Origin of the sequence: Streptomyces sp. NPDC051822 (genome assembly GCF_044452745.1) — a bacterium.
GTDB lineage: Bacteria > Actinomycetota > Actinomycetes > Streptomycetales > Streptomycetaceae > Streptomyces.
In genome coordinates this window covers 741,524-764,312 of record NZ_JBITBZ010000001.1, presented here as the reverse complement: position 1 = coordinate 764,312, position 22,789 = coordinate 741,524, and the positions used below count along the sequence as shown (strand labels likewise).

19 protein-coding genes are annotated in these 22,789 nt (G+C 71.9%); 9 read left to right on the top strand and 10 right to left on the bottom strand.

Annotated elements, in window-relative coordinates; genetic code table 11:
- Positions 1–21: 21 nt before the first annotated feature.
- Complete coding sequence (locus tag ACIA8N_RS03485) at positions 22–1,404, top strand: glycine--tRNA ligase (RefSeq protein WP_365785895.1); 1,383 nt, start codon at positions 22–24, stop codon at positions 1,402–1,404.
- 81 nt (positions 1,405–1,485) lie between these two features.
- On the opposite strand, the gene ACIA8N_RS03480 is transcribed toward ACIA8N_RS03485, so the two are convergent.
- Together ACIA8N_RS03480 and ACIA8N_RS03475 are read right to left on the bottom strand one after the other, a co-directional pair.
- Positions 1,486–2,076, bottom strand: a complete 591-nt coding sequence (locus ACIA8N_RS03480) for a TetR family transcriptional regulator (RefSeq protein ID WP_365785893.1) — start codon at positions 2,074–2,076, stop codon at positions 1,486–1,488.
- Between the two features lie 44 nt (positions 2,077–2,120).
- Positions 2,121–3,155, bottom strand: a complete 1,035-nt coding sequence (locus tag ACIA8N_RS03475; protein ID WP_365785891.1) for an aldo/keto reductase — start codon at positions 3,153–3,155, stop codon at positions 2,121–2,123.
- Between the two features lie 212 nt (positions 3,156–3,367).
- Between ACIA8N_RS03475 and ACIA8N_RS03470 the strand changes: the two genes are divergently transcribed.
- A complete protein-coding gene (locus ACIA8N_RS03470; protein WP_365785889.1) occupies positions 3,368–3,592 on the top strand; it encodes a DUF6243 family protein in 225 nt (74 codons plus the stop codon).
- A 75-nt stretch (positions 3,593–3,667) separates the two neighbouring features.
- On the opposite strand, the gene ACIA8N_RS03465 is transcribed toward ACIA8N_RS03470, so the two are convergent.
- Positions 3,668–5,026 carry an MFS transporter gene (locus ACIA8N_RS03465; protein WP_399415753.1) on the bottom strand — a complete coding sequence of 453 codons (1,359 nt, stop codon included), beginning with the start codon at positions 5,024–5,026 and terminating at the stop codon, positions 3,668–3,670.
- A gap of 217 nt (positions 5,027–5,243) precedes the next feature.
- On the opposite strand from ACIA8N_RS03465, the gene ACIA8N_RS03460 reads away from it, so the two are divergent.
- The 4 genes from ACIA8N_RS03460 (at position 5,244) to ACIA8N_RS03445 (ending at position 12,064) form a co-directional block, all read left to right on the top strand.
- A complete protein-coding gene (locus tag ACIA8N_RS03460; protein WP_365785912.1) occupies positions 5,244–6,107 on the top strand; it encodes a helix-turn-helix domain-containing protein in 864 nt (287 codons plus the stop codon).
- Between the two features lie 93 nt (positions 6,108–6,200).
- Positions 6,201–7,337 (top strand): tRNA dihydrouridine synthase DusB, encoded by a 1,137-nt coding sequence (dusB, locus tag ACIA8N_RS03455; RefSeq protein WP_365785887.1) that lies wholly within the window; start codon positions 6,201–6,203, stop codon positions 7,335–7,337.
- Between the two features lie 356 nt (positions 7,338–7,693).
- Positions 7,694–10,405: a pyruvate, phosphate dikinase gene (gene ppdK / locus ACIA8N_RS03450; protein WP_365785885.1), complete on the top strand. Its 2,712-nt coding sequence runs from the start codon at positions 7,694–7,696 to the stop codon at positions 10,403–10,405.
- A 624-nt stretch (positions 10,406–11,029) separates the two neighbouring features.
- Complete coding sequence (locus ACIA8N_RS03445) at positions 11,030–12,064, top strand: helix-turn-helix domain-containing protein (RefSeq protein WP_030550336.1); 1,035 nt, start codon at positions 11,030–11,032, stop codon at positions 12,062–12,064.
- Here ACIA8N_RS03445 and ACIA8N_RS03440 read toward each other — a convergent pair.
- Positions 12,034–13,194: an alkaline phosphatase PhoX gene (locus ACIA8N_RS03440; protein WP_365785882.1), complete on the bottom strand. Its 1,161-nt coding sequence runs from the start codon at positions 13,192–13,194 to the stop codon at positions 12,034–12,036. The genes ACIA8N_RS03445 and ACIA8N_RS03440 overlap by 31 nt on opposite strands.
- 263 nt (positions 13,195–13,457) lie before the next feature.
- On the opposite strand from ACIA8N_RS03440, the gene ACIA8N_RS03435 reads away from it, so the two are divergent.
- From ACIA8N_RS03435 to ACIA8N_RS03425, 3 genes are all read left to right on the top strand, one after another.
- Entirely contained in the window at positions 13,458–14,504 is a 1,047-nt protein-coding gene (locus ACIA8N_RS03435) for a hypothetical protein (protein WP_365785880.1), read from the top strand.
- Between the two features lie 68 nt (positions 14,505–14,572).
- Positions 14,573–15,025, top strand: a complete 453-nt coding sequence (locus tag ACIA8N_RS03430; RefSeq protein ID WP_365785878.1) for a group III truncated hemoglobin — start codon at positions 14,573–14,575, stop codon at positions 15,023–15,025.
- Positions 15,026–15,146: 121 nt separating this feature from the next.
- Positions 15,147–15,560, top strand: coding sequence for a VOC family protein (locus ACIA8N_RS03425; protein WP_365785876.1), 414 nt, complete (start codon positions 15,147–15,149; stop codon positions 15,558–15,560).
- A gap of 32 nt (positions 15,561–15,592) precedes the next feature.
- Here the strand turns inward: ACIA8N_RS03425 and ACIA8N_RS03420 are convergent, their stop codons facing one another.
- The 6 genes from ACIA8N_RS03420 to ACIA8N_RS03395 form a co-directional block, all read right to left on the bottom strand.
- Positions 15,593–16,354 (bottom strand): SDR family oxidoreductase, encoded by a 762-nt coding sequence (locus ACIA8N_RS03420; RefSeq protein WP_365785910.1) that lies wholly within the window; start codon positions 16,352–16,354, stop codon positions 15,593–15,595.
- Positions 16,355–16,378: 24 nt separating this feature from the next.
- Entirely contained in the window at positions 16,379–17,791 is a 1,413-nt protein-coding gene (locus ACIA8N_RS03415; RefSeq protein WP_365785874.1) for an MFS transporter, read from the bottom strand.
- Positions 17,792–17,902: 111 nt separating this feature from the next.
- Positions 17,903–18,487: a TetR family transcriptional regulator gene (locus ACIA8N_RS03410; RefSeq protein WP_365785872.1), complete on the bottom strand. Its 585-nt coding sequence runs from the start codon at positions 18,485–18,487 to the stop codon at positions 17,903–17,905.
- A 37-nt stretch (positions 18,488–18,524) separates the two neighbouring features.
- Positions 18,525–18,884: a nitrite reductase small subunit NirD gene (nirD, locus tag ACIA8N_RS03405; protein ID WP_365785870.1), complete on the bottom strand. Its 360-nt coding sequence runs from the start codon at positions 18,882–18,884 to the stop codon at positions 18,525–18,527.
- Complete coding sequence (nirB, locus tag ACIA8N_RS03400; RefSeq protein ID WP_399415566.1) at positions 18,881–21,433, bottom strand: nitrite reductase large subunit NirB; 2,553 nt, start codon at positions 21,431–21,433, stop codon at positions 18,881–18,883. The genes nirD and nirB overlap by 4 nt, the downstream gene beginning before the upstream one ends.
- Position 21,434: 1 nt before the next feature.
- Positions 21,435–22,625, bottom strand: a complete 1,191-nt coding sequence (locus ACIA8N_RS03395) for an FAD-dependent oxidoreductase (RefSeq protein WP_365785868.1) — start codon at positions 22,623–22,625, stop codon at positions 21,435–21,437.
- Positions 22,626–22,789: the final 164 nt, after the last annotated feature.

The following is a 22,789-nucleotide window of genomic DNA, read 5'->3' as shown; positions in this document are numbered from 1 at the left end:
CGTCGTAATGAAGAGAGCACCGTGGCCGCCGACAAGATCGACACCATCGTCAGCCTGAGCAAGCGCCGTGGCTTCGTCTACCCGTGCAGTGAGATCTACGGCGGCCAGAAGGCCGCCTGGGACTACGGACCGCTGGGTGTCGAACTCAAGGAGAACATCAAGCGTCAGTGGTGGCGTTACATGGTCACCGCGCGCGAGGACGTCGTCGGCATCGACTCGTCGGTCATCCTGGCCACCGAGGTCTGGGAGGCCTCCGGTCACGTCGCCACCTTCACGGACCCGCTGACCGAGTGCACCTCCTGCCACAAGCGTTACCGCGCCGACCACCTGGAGGAGGCGTACGAGGAGAAGCACGGCCGTCTCCCCGAGAACGGCTTCGCCGACCTCAACTGCCCCAACTGCGGCAACAAGGGCACCTTCACCGAGCCCAAGCAGTTCTCCGGCCTGCTCTCCACCCACCTCGGCCCGACCCAGGACACCGGCTCCGTCGCCTACCTGCGTCCCGAGACCGCGCAGGGCATCTTCACCAACTTCGGTCAGGTGCAGCAGACCTCGCGCAAGAAGCCGCCGTTCGGCATCGGCCAGATGGGCAAGTCCTTCCGGAACGAGATCACTCCGGGCAACTTCATCTTCCGCACCCGCGAGTTCGAGCAGATGGAGATGGAGTTCTTCGTCAAGCCGGGCGAGGACGAGCAGTGGCAGGAATACTGGATGGAGCAGCGCTGGAACTGGTACACGGGCCTGGGTCTCCGTGAGGAGAACATGCGCTGGTTCGAGCACCCGCAGGAGAAGCTCTCCCACTACTCGAAGCGCACCGCCGACATCGAGTACCGCTTCTCGTTCGGCGGCAGCGAGTGGGGCGAGCTCGAGGGCGTCGCCAACCGCACCGACTACGACCTGAACGCGCACTCCAAGGCCTCCGGCGCCAACCTGACCTACCTGGACCAGGAGACCGGCGAGCGCTACACGCCGTACGTCATCGAGCCCGCCGCCGGTGTCGGCCGCGCGATGCTGGCCTTCCTCCTCGACGCGTACAACGAGGACGAGGCCCCCAACGCCAAGGGCGTCATGGAGAAGCGCACCGTCCTGCGCCTCGACCACCGCCTGGCCCCGGTCAAGGTCGCCGTCCTGCCGCTGTCCCGCAACCCGCAGCTCTCCCCGAAGGCCAAGGGCCTGGCGGCGGACCTGCGGCAGAACTGGAACATCGAGTTCGACGACGCCGGCGCCATCGGCCGCCGCTACCGTCGCCAGGACGAGATCGGCACCCCGTTCTGCGTCACCGTCGACTTCGACACCCTCGACGACAACGCGGTGACCGTGCGTGAGCGCGACACCATGAAGCAGGAGCGCGTCTCCCTCGACCAGATCCAGGGCTACCTGGGCAGCCGCCTGCTCGGCTGCTGAGTCTGTTCGTCCGCTGAGTCCGTTCGTCCGTACGGCGAAGCCCCCGGTTCCTTTCGGAGCCGGGGGCTTTCCCGTACGCGGTCAGGGCCGCAGCGCGCGCTGCACCAGGGAGACGACCGCCGCGAACGCGTCCCCGATGTCCGGGGCGGACCAGTCGCCGGCGTGCGCCGGGTCGTGGAAGCGGTCCGTGGCGTCGAAGACCGCGCGGGCCGTCGTCGCGAAGTCCCGCTCCGGGGCGGCGAACACGCCCTCCCGGTGCCCGTCCTCGACGATCCGGGCGATCTGGCCCACGAGATGGTCCACGTGCCGGTCGACCACCGCGCTGTTCTCGCCGATGAGGACCTGGAAGGTGGCCATCAGCTCCGGGTCGCCGCCCGCCTTGTGGCGCTTGAGGCCGAAGAGGGCGGTCAGCCAGCCGGTGAGCCGCTCGTCGGCGGGCCCGCCGTCCTCGACGTACGGGCGGAGCTCCACGACCGTCCGCTCCAGCCACCGCTCGGTGACCGCCTCGCGCAGCGCCGCCTTCGTGCGGAAGTGGCGGTAGACGCTGCCGTGGCTCACGCCGAGCACCCGGGCCACGTCCACGACGGTCGCCTTCGCCGGGCCGTAACGCCGCAGCACCTCCTCGGTGGCTTCGAGGATGCGCTCTGCGGTCAGGGTCTCGGTGGCGGCCATGGAATGACAGTACTTGTTAGCCGTGGAGCCCCGGTGGCGGCCGGTCAGTGCTCGCTGTCCAGGTGTGCCATCTGCGCCGCCGGGTACCGCTCGCCGGCCGCCGCGCCGGCCGGGACGGCCTCCTCGATCGCGGCCAGGTCCGCGGCGTCGAGCGTGACGTCCAGGGCGCCGAGCGCCTCCGCGAGCCGGTCCCGGCGCCGGGCGCCGACCAGCGGGACGATGTCCACGCCGTACCGTCCCGCCTGCGCGAGGACCCAGGCGACGGCCGTCTGTGCGACCGAGACGCCCTTCGCGTCGGCGAGCGCCCGCAGCCGTTCCACCAGGTCCAGGTTCCGCTGGAGGTTCTCGCCCTGGAAGCGCGGGCTCATGCCCCGGAAGTCGCCGGGCGCCAGCTCCCGGTCCCGGGTGAAGTGGCCGCTGATCAGGCCGCGGGACAGGACTCCGTACGCCGTGATCCCGATGCCCAGCTCGCGCGCGGCCGGGAGGATCTTCTCCTCGATCGACCGGGAGATCAGCGAGTACTCGATCTGGAGGTCCGCGATCGGGGCCACGGCCGCCGCCCGGCGCAGGGTGTCCGCGCCGACCTCGGAGAGACCGATGTGCCGTACGTGGCCCGCCTCGACCAGCTCGGCGATGGCGCCGACGGTCTCCTCGATCGGCACGTCGGGGTCGACGCGGGCGATCCGGTAGATGTCGATGTGGTCGGTGCCGAGCCGCTGGAGCGAGTACGCCGCGAAGTTCTTCACGGCGGCCGGGCGGCCGTCGTAGCCGGTGAACCCGCCCTCGACCGTGCGAAGCGCACCGAACTTGACGCTGGTCAGCGCCTGTTCGCGGGCGGCGGCGGGGGCGGTACGGAGCGCCTCGGCGATCAGGAGTTCGTTGTGGCCCATCCCGTAGAAGTCGCCCGTGTCGAGCAGGGTGACGCCCGCTTCCAGGGCGGCGTGGAGGGTCGCGATCGACTCGGCGCGGTCGCTCTCGCCGTACAGCGCGGACATGCCCATGCAGCCGAGACCGAGGGCGGAGACGCGGGGGCCGGTGGTGCCCAGGGGGCGGGTGGGGACGGTCTGGGTGGTAGTCATGCATCAAGAGTGACATGACCGATGACAGATTTCAATATTTGTCATTCCGTGAGGGGTGGGGAGAGGCGGGTGGCCGGGAAATGTGGTGCTGGGCGGTTCGCGGCCGGGGTACCGTCACCGGCATGTCTTCGTTCTTCCAGATCTACGAGTGAGCGCCCAGCCCAGCTGATCGAGCTCGACCACCGCCCACCTCACTGCACGGGAGAACCCCCATGGCCAAGCGCAACAACCTCCTCGGCGTCGGCGGACAGCGCAAGAAGCTGTCCCGCGACGAACAGCACGGCGGCGTCCAGAGCGCGGGCGCCGCCCGTCGGACGGCCGACGAGCAGAAGCAGGAGCTCCTGAAGAAGATGCGCGAACGCGCCCAGGGCACCGAGAACAGCGAGAGCGCTGAGAGCGCCGCAGGCGCCGAGACCGGTGAGGCCGGTCAGAAGTAGCCTCACCTGTACGACGAAGGGCCCGGGGCGCGCGCCGCCCCGGGCCCTCTGTCGTGTCCGCTACCCCACCGTCCTTTACCCCACCGTCCTCGGCAGCCGCAGCGACAGCGCCGCCGTGAGCAGGACGAGCGCCAGCTGGACCAGGAGCGTCACCGTCAGGGCCGTGCCGGAGCCTGCGGACGGGGCCAGACCCAGGAACAGCGAGCCGAGCGTCGCGACGCCCAGGGCCAGGGCGGACTGCTGGGTCGTCACCATGACACCGCTGCCCACGCCCGACCGCTCCGGCGGGACCTCGGAGAGCACCACCCGGAACAGGACCGGCAGCTGGAGACCCTGCCCCAGGCCCGCGACGGCCATCCCCGGCAGCAACAGCCAGACCGAGAGGTCCGGCCAGGCGCGCCGGACCGTCAGGGCGAGCAGCCCGATGCCCAGGGCCTGGACCAGGCCGCCCGCCGTCACCACCCGCGTGCCCCAGCGCCGTACGAGCCGGGGACCCGCGAGCGAGGCCGCGAAGAAGGCCACCGCCATCGGGGCGAGCGCCAGGCCCGAGACCACCGCGCCGAGCCCCAGGCCCTGCTGGAGCGCCACCGCGATCACGAACACGAAGCCGCCGAAGCCCATCGAGAGCGGCAGGATCAGCACGAGCCCGCGCCGCAGCGGGACCAGGCCGAGCAGGCTCGGCGGGACCAGGGGAGTGCGCCCCGCGCGGTCCGCCCGCAGCTCCACCCGCCAGAACGCCCACACAGCGACCGGGAACACGGCCAGGGCGATCCAGGTCCACAGCGGCCAGCCGGCCGCCCTGCCCTCCGTCAGCGGGGCGAGCAGGGTGAGCAGCGCGACGCCGAGCAGCAGCGTGCCCGGCACGTCCACCGGCGCCGGGCGCTCGGACCGGGTCTCCGGGACGGTACGCAGGGCGAGGAGCAGGCCCGCCACCGTCACCGGCACGTTCACCAGGAACACCGCCCGCCAGCCGGAGCCCGCGACGTCGGCGGCGACGAGCAGCCCGCCCAGGATCTGGCCCACCATCATCGAGAGGCCCACGGTCGCCCCGTACAGGCTGAGCGCCCTCGCCCGCCGCGGGCCCGCCGTCGAGGAGTGGATGGTCGCGAGGACCTGCGGCAGCATCAGGGCCGCAGCCGCGCCCTGGGCCACCCGCGCCCCGACCAGCGTCCAGGCGCCGGGCGCGAGGCCACAGGCCAGGGAGGTCAGGCCGAAGGCCGCCATGCCGGCGAGGAAGAGCCTGCGGCGGCCGAAGAGGTCGCCCAGGCGCCCGCCGAGGACGAGAAGGACGGCGTACGACAGGCCGTACCCGGCGACGACGAGTTCGAGCAGGGCCGGTCTCGCGGCGAGGTCGTGGCCGATGGACGGCAGGGCGACGTTGACGACGGAGAAGTCGATCAGGGGGAGCGAGGCGCCCAGGAGCACGGTGAACAGACCGAGCCGGCCGAGTGCGGGGCCTGTGGGGCCGGTGGGGGTTGTGGTGTCCGCGGGGCCTTTCGTACCGGCCGGAGAAAGCGGTGCGGGAGTCGGAGTCGTGGTCACCCCCCGACCATCCGACGCCGCTCAGCCTGGTACCAGAGTGTCTCTATCCTGGTACAAGCACCACCTGGCAACGGGCTGAAGGCCCCGGCACCCTGGAGACGTGACGACGATGACGACGGCCGCCCCCGGCACCCGGCGGCGCGAGCTCGCCGCCTTCCTGCGCAGCCGCCGCGAGCGCATCACGCCCGAACAGGTCGGCCTGCCGCGGGGGCGCCGCCGCCGCACCCCCGGACTGCGCCGCGAGGAGGTCGCCCAGCTCTCCGCCGTCGGCGTCACCTGGTACACCTGGCTCGAACAGGCCCGGGACATCCAGGTCTCCCCGCAGGTCCTCGACGCCCTCGCCGACGCCCTGCTCCTCGACCCGACCGAGCGGAGTCACCTCTTCGCCCTCGCGGGCCAGGCCGACCCGCACCCCGGCGCCGTCTCCCCGGCCGTGACCCCGGCCCTCCGGGCGCTCCTGGAGCAGCTGGAACCCGTCCCCGCCGCCGTCCAGAACAGTCGCTTCGACTTCCTCGCCCACAACCGGACCTTCGGGCGGCTCTTCTGCGACCTGGACGCCCTGCCCCGCGAGGACCGCAACTCCCTCTGGCTGGCCTTCACGAACGACGACTTCCGGACGGCGGCCACCGATCTGCCGGAGCTGCTGCCGCTGCTCGCGGGGAAGCTCAGGGCCTCCATGGCCGAGCACCTGGCGGAGCCCGCCTGGAAGGCGCTGGTGCGGCGGCTCGAAGAGGCGTCGCCGGAGTTCCGGGAGATCTGGGCCCGGCACGACGTGGTCGCCCCCGGCGGGCGCACCAAGGTCGTCCGCAACGCCCACGTGGGCCTGCTCAGGTTCGAGCACACCAACCTCTGGCTCGGCCCGACCCCCGGGCCGCACCTCGTCACCTACGTCCCGCTCGACGACGAGACGAGGGCCGGTGTCGAGCGGCTCCTCGGCATCGTGGTCCGCGAGCGGGCGGGGGCACGGCTGTGACGGCCCCGGCTGTGAGGGGCCCGGCTGTGAGCTCGGCCATGCGCGGACGGTACGGCTGACGGAAGGCCGCCGCGGTGCGGGACAATGGGACGCATGACCGCGTTCACCCCTCTCGCCATCGGGCCGCACATCGTGCAGCCGCCGGTGGTGCTCGCCCCCATGGCCGGCATCACCAACGCCCCCTTCCGTACCCTCTGCCGCGAGTTCTCCGGCGGCAAGGGGCTGTTCGTGAGCGAGATGATCACGACGCGCGCCCTGGTCGAGCGCAACGAGAAGACGATGCAGCTGATCCGCTTCGACGCGACGGAGCAGCCGCGCTCGATCCAGCTGTACGGGGTCGACCCCGTGACGGTGGGCAAGGCCGTGCGGATGATCGTCGAGGAGGACCTGGCCGATCACATCGACCTGAACTTCGGCTGCCCCGTCCCCAAGGTGACCCGGAAGGGCGGCGGCTCGGCCCTGCCCTACAAGCGGCCGCTGCTGCGCGCGATCCTGCACGAGGCCGTGACGGGCGCGGGCGACCTGCCGGTCACGATGAAGATGCGCAAGGGCATCGACGACGACCACATCACGTACCTCGACGCGGGCCGGATCGCGGTGGAGGAGGGCGTCACGGCGATCGCCCTGCACGGGAGGACCGCCGCCCAGCACTACGGGGGCACCGCCGACTGGGACGCCATCGCGCGCCTCAAGGAGCACGTGCCCGAGATCCCGGTCCTCGGCAACGGCGACATCTGGTCGGCCGACGACGCCCTGCGGATGATGAGCGAGACCGGCTGCGACGGCGTGGTCGTCGGGCGCGGCTGCCTGGGCCGGCCGTGGCTCTTCTCGGACCTCGTGGCGGCCTTCGAGGGCACGGGTACGTACGCGCAGCCGGGGCTCCGCGAGGTCGCGGACGCGATGGTGCGGCACGCGCGGCTGCTCGGCGAGTGGCTGGGCGACGAGGCACGCGGTGTCATCGACTTCCGCAAGCATGTCGCCTGGTACCTGAAGGGCTTCTCGGTGGGTTCCGAGATGCGTAAGAAGCTGGCGATCACCTCGTCCCTGGACGAACTGCGCGCTCAGTTGAGCGAGCTGGACCTGGACCAGCCGTGGCCGGTGGGTGCGGACGGTCCCCGGGGCCGTACGTCCGGAAACAACCGAGTCGTCCTGCCGGACGGCTGGTTGAAGGACCCCTACGACTGCGCGGGCGTGAGTGAGGACGCCGAGCTGGACACGTCCGGCGGCTGAGATGAGGGCATTCCGGGGGAGTGATCCTCGCCACCCCTGAGGGGGGTGCCGCTCACATGAGCAGGTTACGGTCGACTGCACCGCCTGAAGGGGTGGCACTGGGTGCCACCCCTTTTGCGTTCAAGACTTGAACGCAGATGCACGAATGCGCGCTCAGGTGAGCGATGAAATACTGGTTTGGGTCAAGGAGCCTTCGGGCCGTGAAAGCGGAAGCTGCCGCTCGGTAACTTTCGAAGCGCTGGCGGACGGGTGGTTAAGACCGGGTGTCCGCTAGGCGTACCTCCCCAGAAGCCTTCGATCTGGGTATGTTCCTCGCCGTCAGGGCAGCCAACCGAGTCATCGAGGAGTCGGGACCCGTGTCGGAAAACAATGATCAGAAGTTCGTGTACGACTTCACCGAGGGCAACAGGGACCTGAAGGACCTGCTCGGTGGCAAGGGCGCGAACCTGGCCGAGATGACCAACCTCGGTCTCCCGGTCCCCCCCGGCTTCACGATCACCACCGAGGCGTGCAAGGTCTACCTCGAGAGCGGTTCGGAGCCTGTCGCGCTCCGCGACGAGGTGTCCGCCCACCTCGACGCCCTCGAGCAGAAGATGGGCAAGAAGCTCGGCCAGGCCGACGACCCGCTGCTGGTGTCGGTCCGCTCCGGAGCCAAGTTCTCCATGCCGGGCATGATGGACACGGTCCTCAACATCGGCCTCTCCGACGAGTCCGTCGTGGGCCTCGCCCGCCAGGCCGACAACGAGCGCTTCGCGTGGGACTCGTACCGCCGGCTCATCCAGATGTTCGGCAAGACCGTCCTCGGCGTCGACGGCGAGCTCTTCGAGGAGGCCCTCGACGAGGCCAAGGCCGCGAAGAAGGTCGCCAGCGACACCGACCTGGACGCCGCCGACCTGAAGAAGGTCGTCAAGCACTTCAAGAAGATCGTCAAGGCCCAGACCGGCCGCGACTTCCCGCAGGACCCGCGCGAGCAGATGGACCTCGCCATCGAGGCCGTCTTCAACTCCTGGAACACGGACCGCGCCAAGCTGTACCGCCGCCAGGAGCGCATCCCGGGTGACCTCGGCACCGCCGTCAACGTCTGCTCGATGGTCTTCGGCAACCTCGGCCCGGACTCCGGCACCGGTGTCGCCTTCACCCGCGACCCCGCCTCCGGCCACCAGGGCGTCTACGGCGACTACCTGCAGAACGCGCAGGGCGAGGACGTCGTCGCCGGTATCCGCAACACCGTGCCGCTGGCCGACCTCGAGTCGATCGACAAGACGTCGTACGACCAGCTGATGCACATCATGGAGACCCTTGAGACCCACTACAAGGACCTCTGCGACATCGAGTTCACCATCGAGCGCGGTCAGCTCTGGATGCTCCAGACGCGCGTCGGCAAGCGCACCGCCGGTGCCGCCTTCCGCATCGCGACCCAGCTCGTGGACCAGGGCCTGATCGACGAGGCCGAGGCGCTCCAGCGCGTCACCGGCGCCCAGCTCGCCCAGCTGATGTTCCCGAAGTTCGACGAGGACGCGAAGGTCGACCAGATCGGGCGCGGCATCGCCGCCTCCCCGGGCGCGGCCGTCGGCAAGGCCGTCTTCGACTCGTACACCGCCGTCAAGTGGTCCCGGTCCGGCGAGAAGGTCATCCTGATCCGCCGCGAGACCAACCCGGACGACCTGGACGGCATGATCGCCGCCGAGGGCATCCTCACCTCCCGCGGCGGCAAGACCTCGCACGCCGCCGTCGTCGCGCGCGGCATGGGCAAGACCTGTGTCTGCGGGGCCGAGGAGCTGGAGGTCGACACCAAGCGCCGCCGGATGACCACCTCCGACGGCCAGGTCGTCGAGGAGGGCGACGTCGTCTCCATCGACGGCTCCACCGGCAAGGTCTACCTCGGTGAGGTACCCGTCGTACCGTCCCCGGTCGTCGAGTACTTCGAGGGCCGGATGCACGCCGGCGCCGACGACGCCGACGAGCTCGTCGCCGCCGTCCACCGGATCATGGCCTACGCGGACCGCGTCCGCCGCCTCCGGGTCCGAGCCAACGCCGACAACGCCGAGGACGCGCTGCGCGCCCGCCGCTTCGGAGCCCAGGGCATCGGCCTGTGCCGCACCGAGCACATGTTCCTCGGCGAGCGCCGCCAGTACGTCGAGCGGCTGATCCTCGCGGACACGGACGCCGAGCGCGACCAGGCCCTCGAAGCCCTGCTGCCGCTCCAGCAGACGGACTTCGTCGAGCTCTTCGAGGCCATGGACGGGCTGCCCGTCACGGTCCGGCTGCTCGACCCGCCGCTGCACGAGTTCCTGCCCGACATCACCGAGCTGTCGGTGCGCGTCGCCCTCGCGGAGTCCCGCAAGGAGCCGCACGAGAACGACCTGCGCCTGCTCCAGGCCGTGCACCGGCTGCACGAGCAGAACCCGATGCTGGGTCTGCGCGGCGTCCGCCTCGGCCTGGTCATCCCCGGCCTGTTCACCATGCAGGTCCGGGCGATCGCCGAGGCCGCGGCCCAGCGCATCGACGCCAAGGGCGACCCGCGCGTCGAGATCATGATCCCGCTCGTCGGCACCGTCCAGGAGCTGGAGATCGTCCGCGAGGAGGCCGAGACGGTCATCGCCGAGGTCCAGGCCCGCACCGGCGTCGAGCTCAGGCTCGCGCTCGGGACCATGATCGAGCTGCCGCGCGCCGCCGTGACCGCCGGTCAGATCGCCGAGGCCGCGGAGTTCTTCTCCTTCGGCACCAACGACCTGACGCAGACGGTGTGGGGCTTCTCCCGCGACGACGTGGAGGCCTCGTTCTTCACCGCGTACCTGGAGAAGGGCATCTTCGGCGTCAGCCCCTTCGAGACCATCGACAAGGACGGTGTCGGCGCGCTCGTGCGCAGCGCCGTCCAGGCCGGCCGGGCCACCCGCCCCGACATCAAGCTCGGTGTCTGCGGCGAGCACGGCGGCGACCCGGAGTCGGTGCACTTCTTCCACGAGGTCGGTCTCGACTACGTCTCCTGCTCGCCCTTCCGGATCCCGGTGGCGCGGCTCGAGGCGGGCCGCGCGGCCGCCGAGTCCAAGGGCAGCGACAGCCGCTGAGCCCTGCTGACCCCCGGTTCAGGAGTGGCGGTCGGGCCCTCCTGAACCGGGATCCAGGTACGGCCGCCGGATCCTGCTGAACCCCCGTTCAGCAGCGGATTCACCGGAACCCCCGGGGCCGCCGCCGGTCAGCTTTCCACCCTCACCGGCGGGCGGCGGCTCCGGATTCACAGGAGACGGGACGGACACCTTTGTGCGGAGGTGTCCGTCCCGTCGTTTTTCACCCTGAACGCGGCCGCTCATTCGCGTGATCGTCGGCCAGATGTGAGTTCGTGTTCAATTACGGCCGATTGAATTATTGGCCGTTGAACTTTTCCGTTTACGCGCCGCAAAGAACGGAGCGGGCGCGACCCCCGGATCCCCACCCGGAGGCCGCGCCCTTTACCGATGTCGGGCAGGTGAGCCGCAACCCTCGCCGACCGCCGCCGGACGGGCAAAGCCCCCCACGGTCTTCACCACGTCACCTCGGTCCTGAAGGTTTCCTGCCCGACCCGTACAGCTTTTCGGTTCCGGGCCGATCGCCGCGATGCTTTTCAACTGTGGCTGAAACACCCTGGTAACGTGCAGTGATGCTGTGCATACTCGTCGTCGGGGGCGGTTGCGAGTGCACAGGTGGGGACGTTCATGCTGCGGATTCATTTCACAGGAAACGACTTGGCGGGGGTGCGTACGGCCGCCCGGCCGGATGTTCTGTGGGAAACGATTCTGAGCTTTCACCGTTTAAGAGACCGGCGCGGCCATGTCGTCTTCGGAGAATGGCGCTCCGAAGCCCGGATGCGGCTCGGCGGTGAGACCCGCCTCCTCGCCGCGCTCGTTCCGAGCCGCGGGTATTTTCCCGACTTCCTGACGCCGGCCGAGGGCGTCCAGGGGCTCGACGAAGGCCTCCAGGCGATCCGTGCGACCGACCCCGGACGGCTGCGCGCCGAGCTGTCGCTGCTCGCCGCGGACCGCTCGGGGGCCCGGACCGTACCGCACTCGCTCCGTGCCCTCGCCGACGGCGGCGCGGAGCCCTTCGACCGGCTCGTGGGGGCCCTGCGGAGCTATCACCGGGCGGCCGTCGAGCCGTACTGGCCGCACATCCGGGCCCGGGTCGAGGCCGACCGTGCCCGGCGCGGGCGCGCCCTCCTGGACGGCGGCGCCGACGAACTGCTCGCCTCGCTGCCGCCGATGCTGCGCTGGCGCGCGCCCGTCCTGGAGGCCGACTACCCGGTCGACCGGGACGTCCACCTCGACGGGCGTGGGCTGCTGCTGCAGCCGTCGTACTTCTGCCGGGGGACCCCGGTGGTGCTGCGCGATCCCGCGCTGCCGCCCGTCCTCGTCTATCCCGTCACGCACGGGGAGGCGCCGACCGTCCGCGCGCCGGGCGGCTCCTCGCTCGCCAAGCTGGTCGGCCAGACCCGCTCGGCCGTCCTGCACGCGATCGGCGACGGCGGGACGACCAGCGAGCTGGCCCGCAGGGCCGGGGTGTCGCTCGCCTCGGCGAGCCAGCACGCGGGCGTGCTGCGCGAGGCCGGGCTCATCGCGACCCTCCGCCACGGCAACGCGGTCCTGCACACCCTGACGCCGTTGGGCGCCGCCCTGCTCGGCGGCGCCCAACGGACGGTGGAACCGGGGTGCTACGCGCGGAGCTACGCGCGGAACGGGCCGGTCACCTCGTAGGTGATGCCGCCGGAGGAGCTGCCGGACGTGCCCCGCTGGCTGGAGAAGTACAGCCGCTTGCCGTCGGGGGAGAAGGCGGGGCCGCAGATCTCGGAGGAGGACTGGCCGGTGATCCGCAGGAAGGGCGCCACGACGTCGTCCGGGGTGATGACGCAGATCTCCATGTTGCCGCCGTCCTCGGCGACGAAGAGGTCACCGGAGGAGGAGCCGGTGACGTTGTCGACGCCGGTCAGCGGGGCGCCGCCGCCGGAGACCAGCGAGTCGTCGTAGGCCAGCTCGTAGGTGCTGTTCGCCAGGTTGAGCTGCCACAGCCGGTTGTCGCCCTTGGTGGTGAACCAGACGGTGTCGTTGGCGTAGTGGCAGCCCTCGCCGCCGTTGAACTTCTTGGCGGCCGAGACCTGGTAGCGGGTGGCGGTGGGGGAGCCGTCCACGTCCGGCACGTTCTGCCAGGTGAACGAGCCGGAGGTGGCGGTCCCGGCCACCAGGACCTGGAGGGTGCCGGCGGAGAGGTTGCCCCAGGTGGACGGCACGAAGCGGTAGAGGCAGCCGTCGGACTTGTCCTCGGTCAGGTAGATCACCCGGCGGACCGGGTCGGCGGCCGTCGCCTCGTGGTTGAAGCGGCCCATCGCGGGCCGGCGCACGGCGGCGTTCACACCCCACGGGTCGGTCTCGTAGACGTAGCCCGTGTCGACCTCCTCGCAGGACAGCCAGGTGTTCCACGGGGTGGCGCCGCCCGCGCAGTTGCGGTTGGTGTTGGAGAGGATGCGGTACGCCGAGGTGACGGTGCCCGAGGAGTTGAACTTCACCGCGCTCGCGCCGCCGGTGCTGGAGATCTCCGAGTTGGAGACGTAGATCCAGCCGGTTCCGTCGGCGAAGCAGGCGCCGCCGTCGGGGGCGTTGTGCCAGGTGTACGAGGTGCCGGCCACGGTCTGGCCGGACCGGGCGATGATCCGGCTGGTGAACCCGGCGGGCAGCTGGATGCCGTTGGCGTTCGCGGCGCCGAGCGCCCCGTACGGGCCCGCGCCCGGCTGGGCGGGGGCCGCGTAGGCGGCGCCGTGCATCAGGGTGCCGCCGAAGGCCGCCGCCGACGTGCCGATGACCGCTCCACGCAGGAAACTGCGTCGCTCCACGTCTCACTCCTGAGAAGGGTGGTGAACCGCCCCGCCAGGCCGGTCGGCGGCGGGGTCGCGCGCTTCCGGAACTTAGGAGTACCGAATTGACTGTGCATCAACAAGCGGTGAAGGGGAAGCGGCGGGCGCCCGGAGCTTGGGAACCGGGGATGCGAGGAGCGTGGGAACCGGCGGCGCGAGGAGCGTCGGAACCGGAAGGCGAGGAGCGTCGGAACCGGGTCCCCAGAGGCGTCGGTGTCGGGGCGGGGCGCTAGGTTCCCGCCATGAATGTCGACGCACGCCTGCTCGATTCGGTCGCGCTCCCGGGAGCGCGCGAACTGGTCCACGGCATGCCTTTCGAGCGCCGGGGGGCCGGTCGTAGCAGGGCCCTGTTCCTGCACGGGGCCGATCTGGAGGTCCACGACCTCGGGGCCCTGTTCGCCGGTGACAGGGCGCCGGGCGCCGTCTTCCCGCTGCCGTGGCCGGGCTGGGGCGGGGGAGCCCACTCGGTGGCCCCGGACGGCACCTTCGCCGCCTTCTCCGGACAGAGGTCGGTGCGCGCCGTGGACGCCGGCGGCGCGACCCGGTGGACGTACGGGCACGCCTGCTGGGACCAGCGGGTCGGCCACCCGCACACCGGCGACGAGCTGCAGATATGCGGAGGGATCGAGTCCGGTTCCTGCCGGGTGTCCGACGACGGACGGTTCGTGTGGGCCCATGTCGTCCTGGAGGCGGGCGACGACCCGGACGACTACGAGGAGGGCTGGGTCGTCCTCGACGCCCGGGACGGCCGCGAGCTGGCCCGGCTCCCGCTGCCGGACAGCGTGGCCTCCGGCTCCTGGCACCTCAGCCACCCCGACGGCGTGCACATGGGCCTCTGCGTCGGCATGGGACAGGACGGCGTCCTCGTGTACTGGGGGCGCCGGGACGGAGGGGAACTGATCGTCCACGACGAGCTGAACGACGGCCTCGACCGCATCCTGTACGACGTCCACCCGGACCACCCCGGATTCCTGACCCTGGAGCACAACGGCAACGACCTCCAGCAGCACGCCCTCGACGGCACGGTCCTCGCGGAGAACGACGAACTGCGGTGGGACCACTCCTGCGGTTTCCTCGACGGCGACACCGTCCTGGCCACCAGCGACGTCGGGTACGCCGCCGCCCCCGAGGAACAGACCACCTGGCTCCTCGCGGCCCGCACCCTGGAGATACGCGGGCACGTCCGCTACCCCGGGGGCGCGGTCGACGGTCCGGTCCGCCCCCTCGGCGACGGCAGCTGGCTCACGTACGACGCCACGACGGACACCGTCCACCGCTGGACGGTCTGAGGCCCCTCCGGCGACCCGGAGGACCTTCGCCACTTGGGCGGGCGGGGGCCTCCGGGGACACTGGAGGCATGCCTGCCGCCACCCGGGACATCCGCGACCGCGACGACCTCGACGTCCTGCTGCGCCGCTTCTACGGCGCGGCCTTCTCCGACCCGCTCATCGGGCCCTTCTTCACCGGGATCGCCGGCACCGACCTGGAGGCCCACCTCCCGCGGATCACCGACTTCTGGGAGCGCGCCCTCTTGCGTACCGCCACCTACGGGCGCGACGCCTTCGCCCCGCACGCCGCCCTCCACTCCGCCGAGCCCCTCACCGCCGCCCACTTCGGGCGCTGGGTGCAGCTCTGGCGCGCGACCGTGGACGGCCTCCACACCGGGCCGCGGGCCGAGCGTGCCAAGGCGCAGGGCGAGCGGATCGCCCTCGCGATGCTGCGGCGGCTCGCCGGGCCCGCGCCGGAGACCGGCGGCGGGAGCGGGGGATTCGTCCCCTTGGCGGCACTACGGCTCCGCTCGGTGGCCTGAGCGGAGAATTCTTCGAAGAATCTTCCGGAGAGCGATGAGTTCCGGGCAGGACGCCCGTCCTACCTCTTGAACGCGCCGGAACGCAGCGAGCGGGCCGGACCGAAGGAAGAGAGAGAACACCATGGCCCCGCAGATGATCTTCGTGAACCTGCCCGTGAAGGACCTCGACGCCAGCAAGGCGTTCTACGAGAAGCTCGGCTACTCCATCAACCCGCAGTTCAGCGACGAGACCGCCGCCTGTGTGGTCATCAGCGACACGATCTTCGCGATGCTGCTCACCGAGGAGAAGTTCAGGAGCTTCACCGCCCCGGGCAAGGACATCTCCGACGCCACGAAGGCCACCGAGGTGCTCATCACCCTGAGCGCGGAGAGCCGCGCGAAGGCCGACGAGCTGGCCGACGCGGCCCTCGCCGCCGGCGGCAGCCCGGCGAAGGAGCCGATGGACATGGGCTTCATGTACGGCCGCTCCTTCGCGGACCTGGACGGCCACCACTGGGAGGTCTTCTGGATGGACCCGGCGGCCACCCAGGGCTGAACCCCGCACGGACCCCCGGGCCCCGGCGTACGTCAGGCGGAGACCCCGCCGTCGATCACCAGGTCGGTGCCGACGGCGGAGCCCGCCGCGTCGGAGGCCAGATACAGCACGGCCGCCGCGATCTCGTCGGCCGACGAGATCCGGCCGAGCGGCGACTGCTCCTTCATCCGGACCGCCCGCTCCGCCTCGGTCTCGCCGGGCAGCAGCGACATCGTGGACTCGGAGGCGCCGGGGCTGACCGCGTTGATCCGGACGCCGTCGGCGATGTGGTCCAGGGCAGCGGCCCTGGTGAGGGCCGAGACGGCCGCCTTCGAGACCTGGTAGCCGAAGACCCCGGGGATCCGGACGTGCGGGCCCAGGTTGGACGAGATGTTCACGATCGCCCCGCCGCCGTGCGCCCGCATGTGCGCCACCTCGGCCTGCAGGGCGTGCAGCACCCCCGTCACGTTGATGTCGAGCAGCGTCTGCCAGTCCTCCAGGGGGAAGTCGGCCGCGCTGTGGCCGCCCCGGAAGACGCCGGCGTTGTTGACGGCGACGTCGAGACCCCCGAAGAGCTCGACCGTGCGCCGGACCAGCTCCCGCGTGGACTCGGCGCCGGACACGTCGGCCGTGACCGCGGCCGCGGTGCCTCCGGCGGCCTCGATCAGGGCGACCGTCTCTTCGAGGGGCCCTGCGGTACGGCCGGCGACGACGACCTTCGCGCCCTCGGCGGCGAAGGCGAGCGCGATGGCCCGGCCGAGGCCTGAGCCGCCGCCGGTGACGAGGGCGGTGCGGTCGGTGAAGCGTGCGGACATCATGAGACTCCCTTGGAGATGTGTTTACCTGACGCGGATCGTGACGGCGGCGAGAGCGGTGAACAGGGCGGCCGCGGCCGCCAGCGACACCGCGTCGCCGCCGAGGGTGAGCAGTGCGGCGAAGAGCACGGTCGGCCCGAGCTCCATCGCCGTGTTCAGGACGCCGCCCGCGAGCCCCGCGCGGTCCGCGGGGACGCCCTCGACGGCGAGGACGGCGGCGCCCGCGAAGGACAGCGCGCAGCCGGCCGGCAGCAGCACGAGGCCGGGCAGCAGCCCGTACGCGTACGGGACGGAGCCGTCGAAGCCGGTCGCGGCGAGCAGGCCGAGCCCGGCGGCGGCCGTGCCGAGCCCGGCCCCGGTCACCCGCCCTGGGCCGTACCGCCCGATCAGCGCACCCGCGAGCCGGCCCGAGCCGAGCAGCGCGACCGCGAAGGGGACGAAGGCGGCCGAGGTGAGCAGCGGGGACCAGCCGCGCCCCTCCTGGAGGGCGAGCGACAGGAGCACGAAGACCGTGGCCGTGCCGGCCGCCGTGAGCCCGATCGCCGCGAGGCCGAGGGCGCGGCGGCCGTCGCGCAGGAAGTCCGGCGGCAGGAGAGGGTCGGCCGTCCGCCGCTCCACGGCCGCGAAGGCGGCGAGGAGCGCAAGGCCGGCGAGCAGCGGGACGAGGACCGGGGCCGAGCCCCAGGCGTGGGCGTCGGTGAGGACGAGTCCGAAGCTGGCGAGCGTGATCCCGGCGGTCGCGAGCAGCGCGCCGGGCAGGTCCAGGGCACGGCGCGGCCCGGGCGGGCTCGCGGGCTGCGGCCCGGGCGGGGTCGCGGTCGGCAGCCGGGGTGGTGTCGTGGGCAGCAGCCGGGGCGCGAGGAGCAGCGCGGCGAGGGTCACGGCGACCGGTACGGCGAAGGCGCCGCGCCAGGAGGTGGCGGCCGCGATCACCCCGGAGAGCAGGTTCCCCGCGGTCGCGCCGAGCACGGAGAGCCCGCCCCAGGTGGCCATCGCCCTGCCGTACGCGACCGGTGCGGGGAACAGCGCCCGGAGGACGGTCATCGCGGCCGGGGCGACGAGCGCCGCTCCGACGCCCTGCGCGAAGCGGGCGGCGAGCAGCGCCTCGTACCCGGGGGCGAGCGGCGCGAGGGCGGAGGCGGCGCCGAAGAGCACGAGTCCGGCGGTGAGGGCCCGGCGTCCGCCGAACCGGTCGGCGAGCCGGCCGCCGAGCAGGAGCAGCCCGGCGAAGGTCAGCCCGTAGGCGGCGCTCAGCAGGATCAGGTCGGCGCGGTCGAGCCGGAACTCGGCGCCGATGCGGGGGAGGGGGACGGCGAGGGAGGCGAGCGTGAAGATGAGCGTCATCTGCACGCCGCCGAGGAGGACGAACCCGCCGCGGGTGCGGGCACGGTCGTGGACCGTTGTCCTGTCGTGCTCGCGCGCCTGTGCCGTGTGCATGGATCCGTCCCCCGAGCAGTGCCGTATTTGACCGTACGTTCCAATATGAGGGCCGAAGAAAAGGGCGCCCACGGGGGCGCCCGCTCCTCGGCGGAGAAAGCCGGTGTCCGTTCAGTCCAGCAGGCTCAGCGCCTGTTCCGTCGCGTCCCGCACCCGGGCCGGATCGCTCGACACCTTGCCGACCACCCGGATGCCCTGCATCAGGACGAGCAGCATCCGCGCCAGGGCGCGTGGGTCCCGGTCGGCCGGGAGCTCGCCCCCGGCGCGGGCCCGGGTGAGCGCCGCGTACAGGAGCGTCTCGATCAGCTCCCAGCTCAGCTCGACCCGGCGGGCGACGGTGGTGTCACGCGGCCCCAGTTCCGCCGCCGCGTTGGTGACGAAGCAGCCGTTCAGGCGTTCCCCGTCCGCCGACGCCTGGGCGGCGAAGCGGCGGACGAGCCCGCGGACGGCCGGCAGGGCCGGGCCCGGCGCCGACAGTTCCTCGACCATTGCCGGGTCGCGCGTCTCCAGGTAGCGGTCCATCGCCTTCAGGTACAGGTCGTGCTTGTTCCCGAAGGTCGCGTAGAGGCTGGCCCGGCCGATGCCGAGGTGCTCCACGAGGTCCGACAGGGTCGTCGCCTCGTAGCCCCGCGCCCAGAACAGCCCGAGGGCTGCGTCGAGCGCGGCGTCGGGATCGAATTCCTTGGTCCTGGCCACGAGAGGACCGTACGACTATCTGGAACGAACGGTCAAGTCACTTGCCGCGTACGGGATAGACCGCCACCGCGACCTCGTCGTCGTCCAGGCACCGCCCCGTCTCCAGATCGAAGCGCTGCTTCAGGAGCGGCGAGGCCACGAACGGCCGCCCGTCCGCCGAGCCGACGAGTCCCCGGGACAGCACCTGCGCCCCCGTGAACGGGTCACGGTTGTCGATCGCGTACAGCCGCCCCGACCGGTCGCGGAAGACCGCCACCTGCCGGCCGTCCGGCAGCAGGGCCGCCACACCGCGCCCCGGCGTCAGCCGGGACTCCTCGCAGACCGGCACCCAGGAGTCGTCGGAGGAGCGGATCTCGAGTGTCTTCGTCGTGGGGGGAGAGCTGAGAGTCGTCGTCATCGGGAAGCCCCTTCCAGCGTGCTGTTCGTCCTGCCGAGCGTCAGGATCGTGAGGTCCGGCTTGATCTGGTCGCGCTCCGGCACGAACCGGACCGAGGGGTCCGGCGCGTCCGGCGCGTTCACGAAGGACACGAAGCGCCGCAGCCGCTCCGGGTCGTCCAGGGTCTGCGCCCACTCGTCCTGGTAGTCGTCGACGTGCGCGGCCATCAGTGCCTCCAGCTCGTCGCAGAGCCCGAGCGAGTCGTGCACCACCACGTCCTTGAGGTGGTCGAGCCCGCCCTGCAGGCGCTCCAGCCACGTCGACGTCCGCTCAAGACGGTCCGCCGTCCGGATGTAGAACATCAGGAAGCGGTCGATCAGGCGCACGAGTTCGGCGTCCGACAGGTCCTGCGCGAGCAGGTCCGCGTGGCGCGGGGTCGCGCCGCCGTTCCCGCCGACGTACAGGTTCCAGCCGTTGGCCGTCGCGATGATCCCGAAGTCCTTCGACTGGGCCTCCGCGCACTCGCGGGCGCAGCCCGAGACCGCCGACTTCAGCTTGTGCGGGGCGCGCAGGCCCCGGTAGCGCAGCTCCAGCTGGATCGCCATCTTCACCGAGTCCTGGACGCCGTACCGGCACCAGGTCTGCCCCACACAGGACTTCACCGTGCGCAGCGACTTGCCGTAGGCGTGCCCCGACTCGAAGCCCGCGTCCACCAGGCGGGTCCAGATCGCCGGGAGCTGGTCCACCCGGGCGCCGAAGAGGTCGATCCGCTGGCCGCCGGTGATCTTCGTGTAGAGGCCGAAGTCGCGGGCGACCTCGCCGATCACGATCAGCTTGTCCGGGGTGATCTCCCCGCCGGGGATGCGCGGCACGACCGAGTAGGAGCCGTTGCGCTGCATGTTGGCGAGGAAGTGGTCGTTGGTGTCCTGGAGGGAGGCCTGCTCGCCGTCCAGGATGTAGCCGTTGTTCAGGCTGGCCAGGATCGAGCCGACGGTCGGCTTGCAGACCTCGCAGCCCTCCCCGCCCTTCGCCGCGTCCCGCCCGTGCGAGTCGAGCAGCGCCGCGAACGAGGTGATCCGCAGGGTGCGGGCGACCTCGTACAGCTCGCTCCGGGTGTACGAGAAGCAGCCGCAGAGCCCCTTGTCCTTGGGCGCAGGCAGCAGCTTCTCGATCACCTTCACGCAACTGCCGCAGCCCGTACCGGCCTTGGTGCACTTCTTCACCTCGGCGAGGGACTCGCACTGGCCGATCGCGTGCTTCGTCACGTTGTGGCAGGAGCAGATCACCGCGTCGTCCGGCAGCGCCGAGGGGCCGAGCGCCACCGGCGCGCCCGCGCCCGCCGGAAGCACCAGCTGCTCGGGGGAGACCGGCGGCACCGTACCGGTGAGCGGCCGGAGCAGTCCGTACTGCTCGGCGTCGCCGACCAGGACGCCGCCGAGCAGCACCCCGTCACCGGAGATCACCAGCTTCTTGTAGACGCCCGAACGGGAGTCGGAGTAGACGACGTCGAGGCAGCCCTCGGCCGTGCCGTGCGCGTCGCCGAAGGAGGCCACGTCCACGCCGAGCAGCTTCAGCTTCGTCGACATGTCGGCGCCCGTGAAGCCGTCGACCGTCTCGTCCGTCGCGTCGGCGATCGTCGCCGCCGCCGTCTGCGCCATCTCGTAGCCCGGCGCCACCAGGCCGTACACCCGGCCGTCGGAGGCGAGCGCGCACTCGCCGATCGCGAAGACCGCGGGGTCGGACGTACGGCACAGCTCGTCGACCGCGATGCCGCCGCGCTCGCCGACGGTGAGGCCGCAGTCGCGGGCCAGCTGGTCCCGGGGGCGTACACCGGCCGAGAAGACCACCATGTCGGTGGCGACCTCGGAACCGTCCGACAGCTTCATCCCCGTCACGGCGCCGTCCGCCGTCACGACCTCCTGCGTGCCCGTCCCTGTGTGGACGGTGAGACCCATCCGCTCGATCGTGCGGAGGAGCGCGGCGCCGCCGCCCTCGTCGACCTGCACCGGCATGAGGCGCGGCGCGAACTCCACCACGTGGGTGTCGAGGCCGAGGCCCTTGAGCGCGCCCGCCGCCTCCAGGCCGAGCAGACCGCCGCCGACCACGGCGCCGGTCGTCGCCGTCTTCGCGTACTCCTCGATCGCGAGCAGGTCCTCGATCGTCCGGTAGACGAAGCAGCCGCGGGCGTCCTTGCCGGGCACCGGCGGGACGAACGGGTACGAGCCGGTGGCGAGCACGAGCGAGTCGTACGCGAAGACCTGCCCGGAGCGGGCGGTGACCGTACGGGCCTCCCGGTCCACCGACTCCGCCGGATCCCCGACGTACAGCTCGATGCCGTGCTTCTCCATGAAGCCCGCCTCGACCATCGACAGGTCGTCGGGGGTCTTGCCGGAGAAGTACGAGGTCAGCTGCACCCGGTCGTAGGCGGGACGCGGTTCCTCGCACAGGACCACGATCCTGGCCCGCTCGGTGACGCCACGGTCGGCGAGCGACTCCAGGAACCGCTGGCCGACCATTCCGTGGCCGACCAGGACGATCGTCGGGGTGTGCGCGGTCATGTCAGCGCTCATGTCAGGAGCCTCCGTCGTGGGTGAGCAGGTGGAGCAGGGGGGCGTCGGGGAGGGCCTCGTCGCCCTCCCACGCCTGGGCGAGCGAGCCGACCGCGGCCAGATCGCCGAGGAGGACGCCCCCGACGAGCCGGTCCCCGCGGACGACGACCTTGCGGTACGCGCTCCGCGTGGCGTCGGTGAGCTGGACGACGTCGTCGCCCGGCCGGGGGGTGGCGTCGCCGAAGGCGGCGAGGTCGAGCGGGCGGGCGCCGCCGAGCGTGAGCCGGGTGAGGGCGCGGGTGCCGGTGTAGCCCGCCGCCGGGACGACGCGGGCGAGCACGTCCGCCAGGACGTCGGCCTGTTCGAGCGCCGGGCCCGCGAGGCCGTACACGCGGCCCGCGTGCTCCGCGCAGTCGCCGATCGCGTGGATGTACGGGTCCGAGGTGCGCAGCTCGTCGTCGACCACGATCCCCGTGCCGACGTCGAGCCCCGCCTCCCGGGCCAGGGCGACCCTGGGGCGGACCCCGCAGGCCAGGACCACGACCTGGGCGTCGAGGACGAAGCCGTCGGCCAGTTCGACCGCCGTCACCGCCCCGTCCCGCTGCCGCAGGCCGCTCACCCGGCACTCGGTGTGCACCTCGACCCCGAGGGACTCGACGTGCTCGCGCAGCAGGCCTGAGGCGTGCTCGTCGAGCTGGCGCTCCATCAGGCGCTCGCCCTGCTGGGTGAGCACCACCTCCGCGCCGAGGGCCGCGAGGGCCCGCGCCGCCGAGACCCCGAGGAGTCCGCCGCCGATGACCACCGCCCGCGTCCCGGGCCGGACCCGGTCGCGCAGGGCGAGGCAGTCGTCGAGGGTGCGGAAGGCGTGGACGCCCTCCGGGAGCTCCGCCCCGCGCAGGCCGCGCAGCGGCGGCAGCACCGGGTTGGAGCCCGTCGCCAGGACCAGCCGGTCGTAGCCGACGACCGAGCCGTCCGCGCACTCCACCGTCCGCGCCGCCCGGTCGATCCGCACCGCCCGCACCCCGAGCCGGGCCGGCTCGCGGGTCCCGGGCAGGGCGATTACCTCGGAGGCGTACCGCCCGGCGAGGACGTCGGCGAGCAGCACCCTGTTGTAGGGGGCGTGCGGCTCCTCGCCGAGGAGGGTGACGGGCAGGCGCTGGGCGAGCCGGGCGCCCGCCGTTCCGCCCCCGACCACCACGATCCGTGTACTCATAACGGGAAGCGTGCGCGGCCGGTGTTACCCGACGGCATCCCGACTGTTTCCCGTACGGAACGCTGATCTCCGTCCCGGCCCCGGCCCGCTGTGAGGGCGCGGGACGGCCGACGGGCCGCAACCTCAGAGATTGCTCAACGATCAGGGGATCGATGGACGGGCCA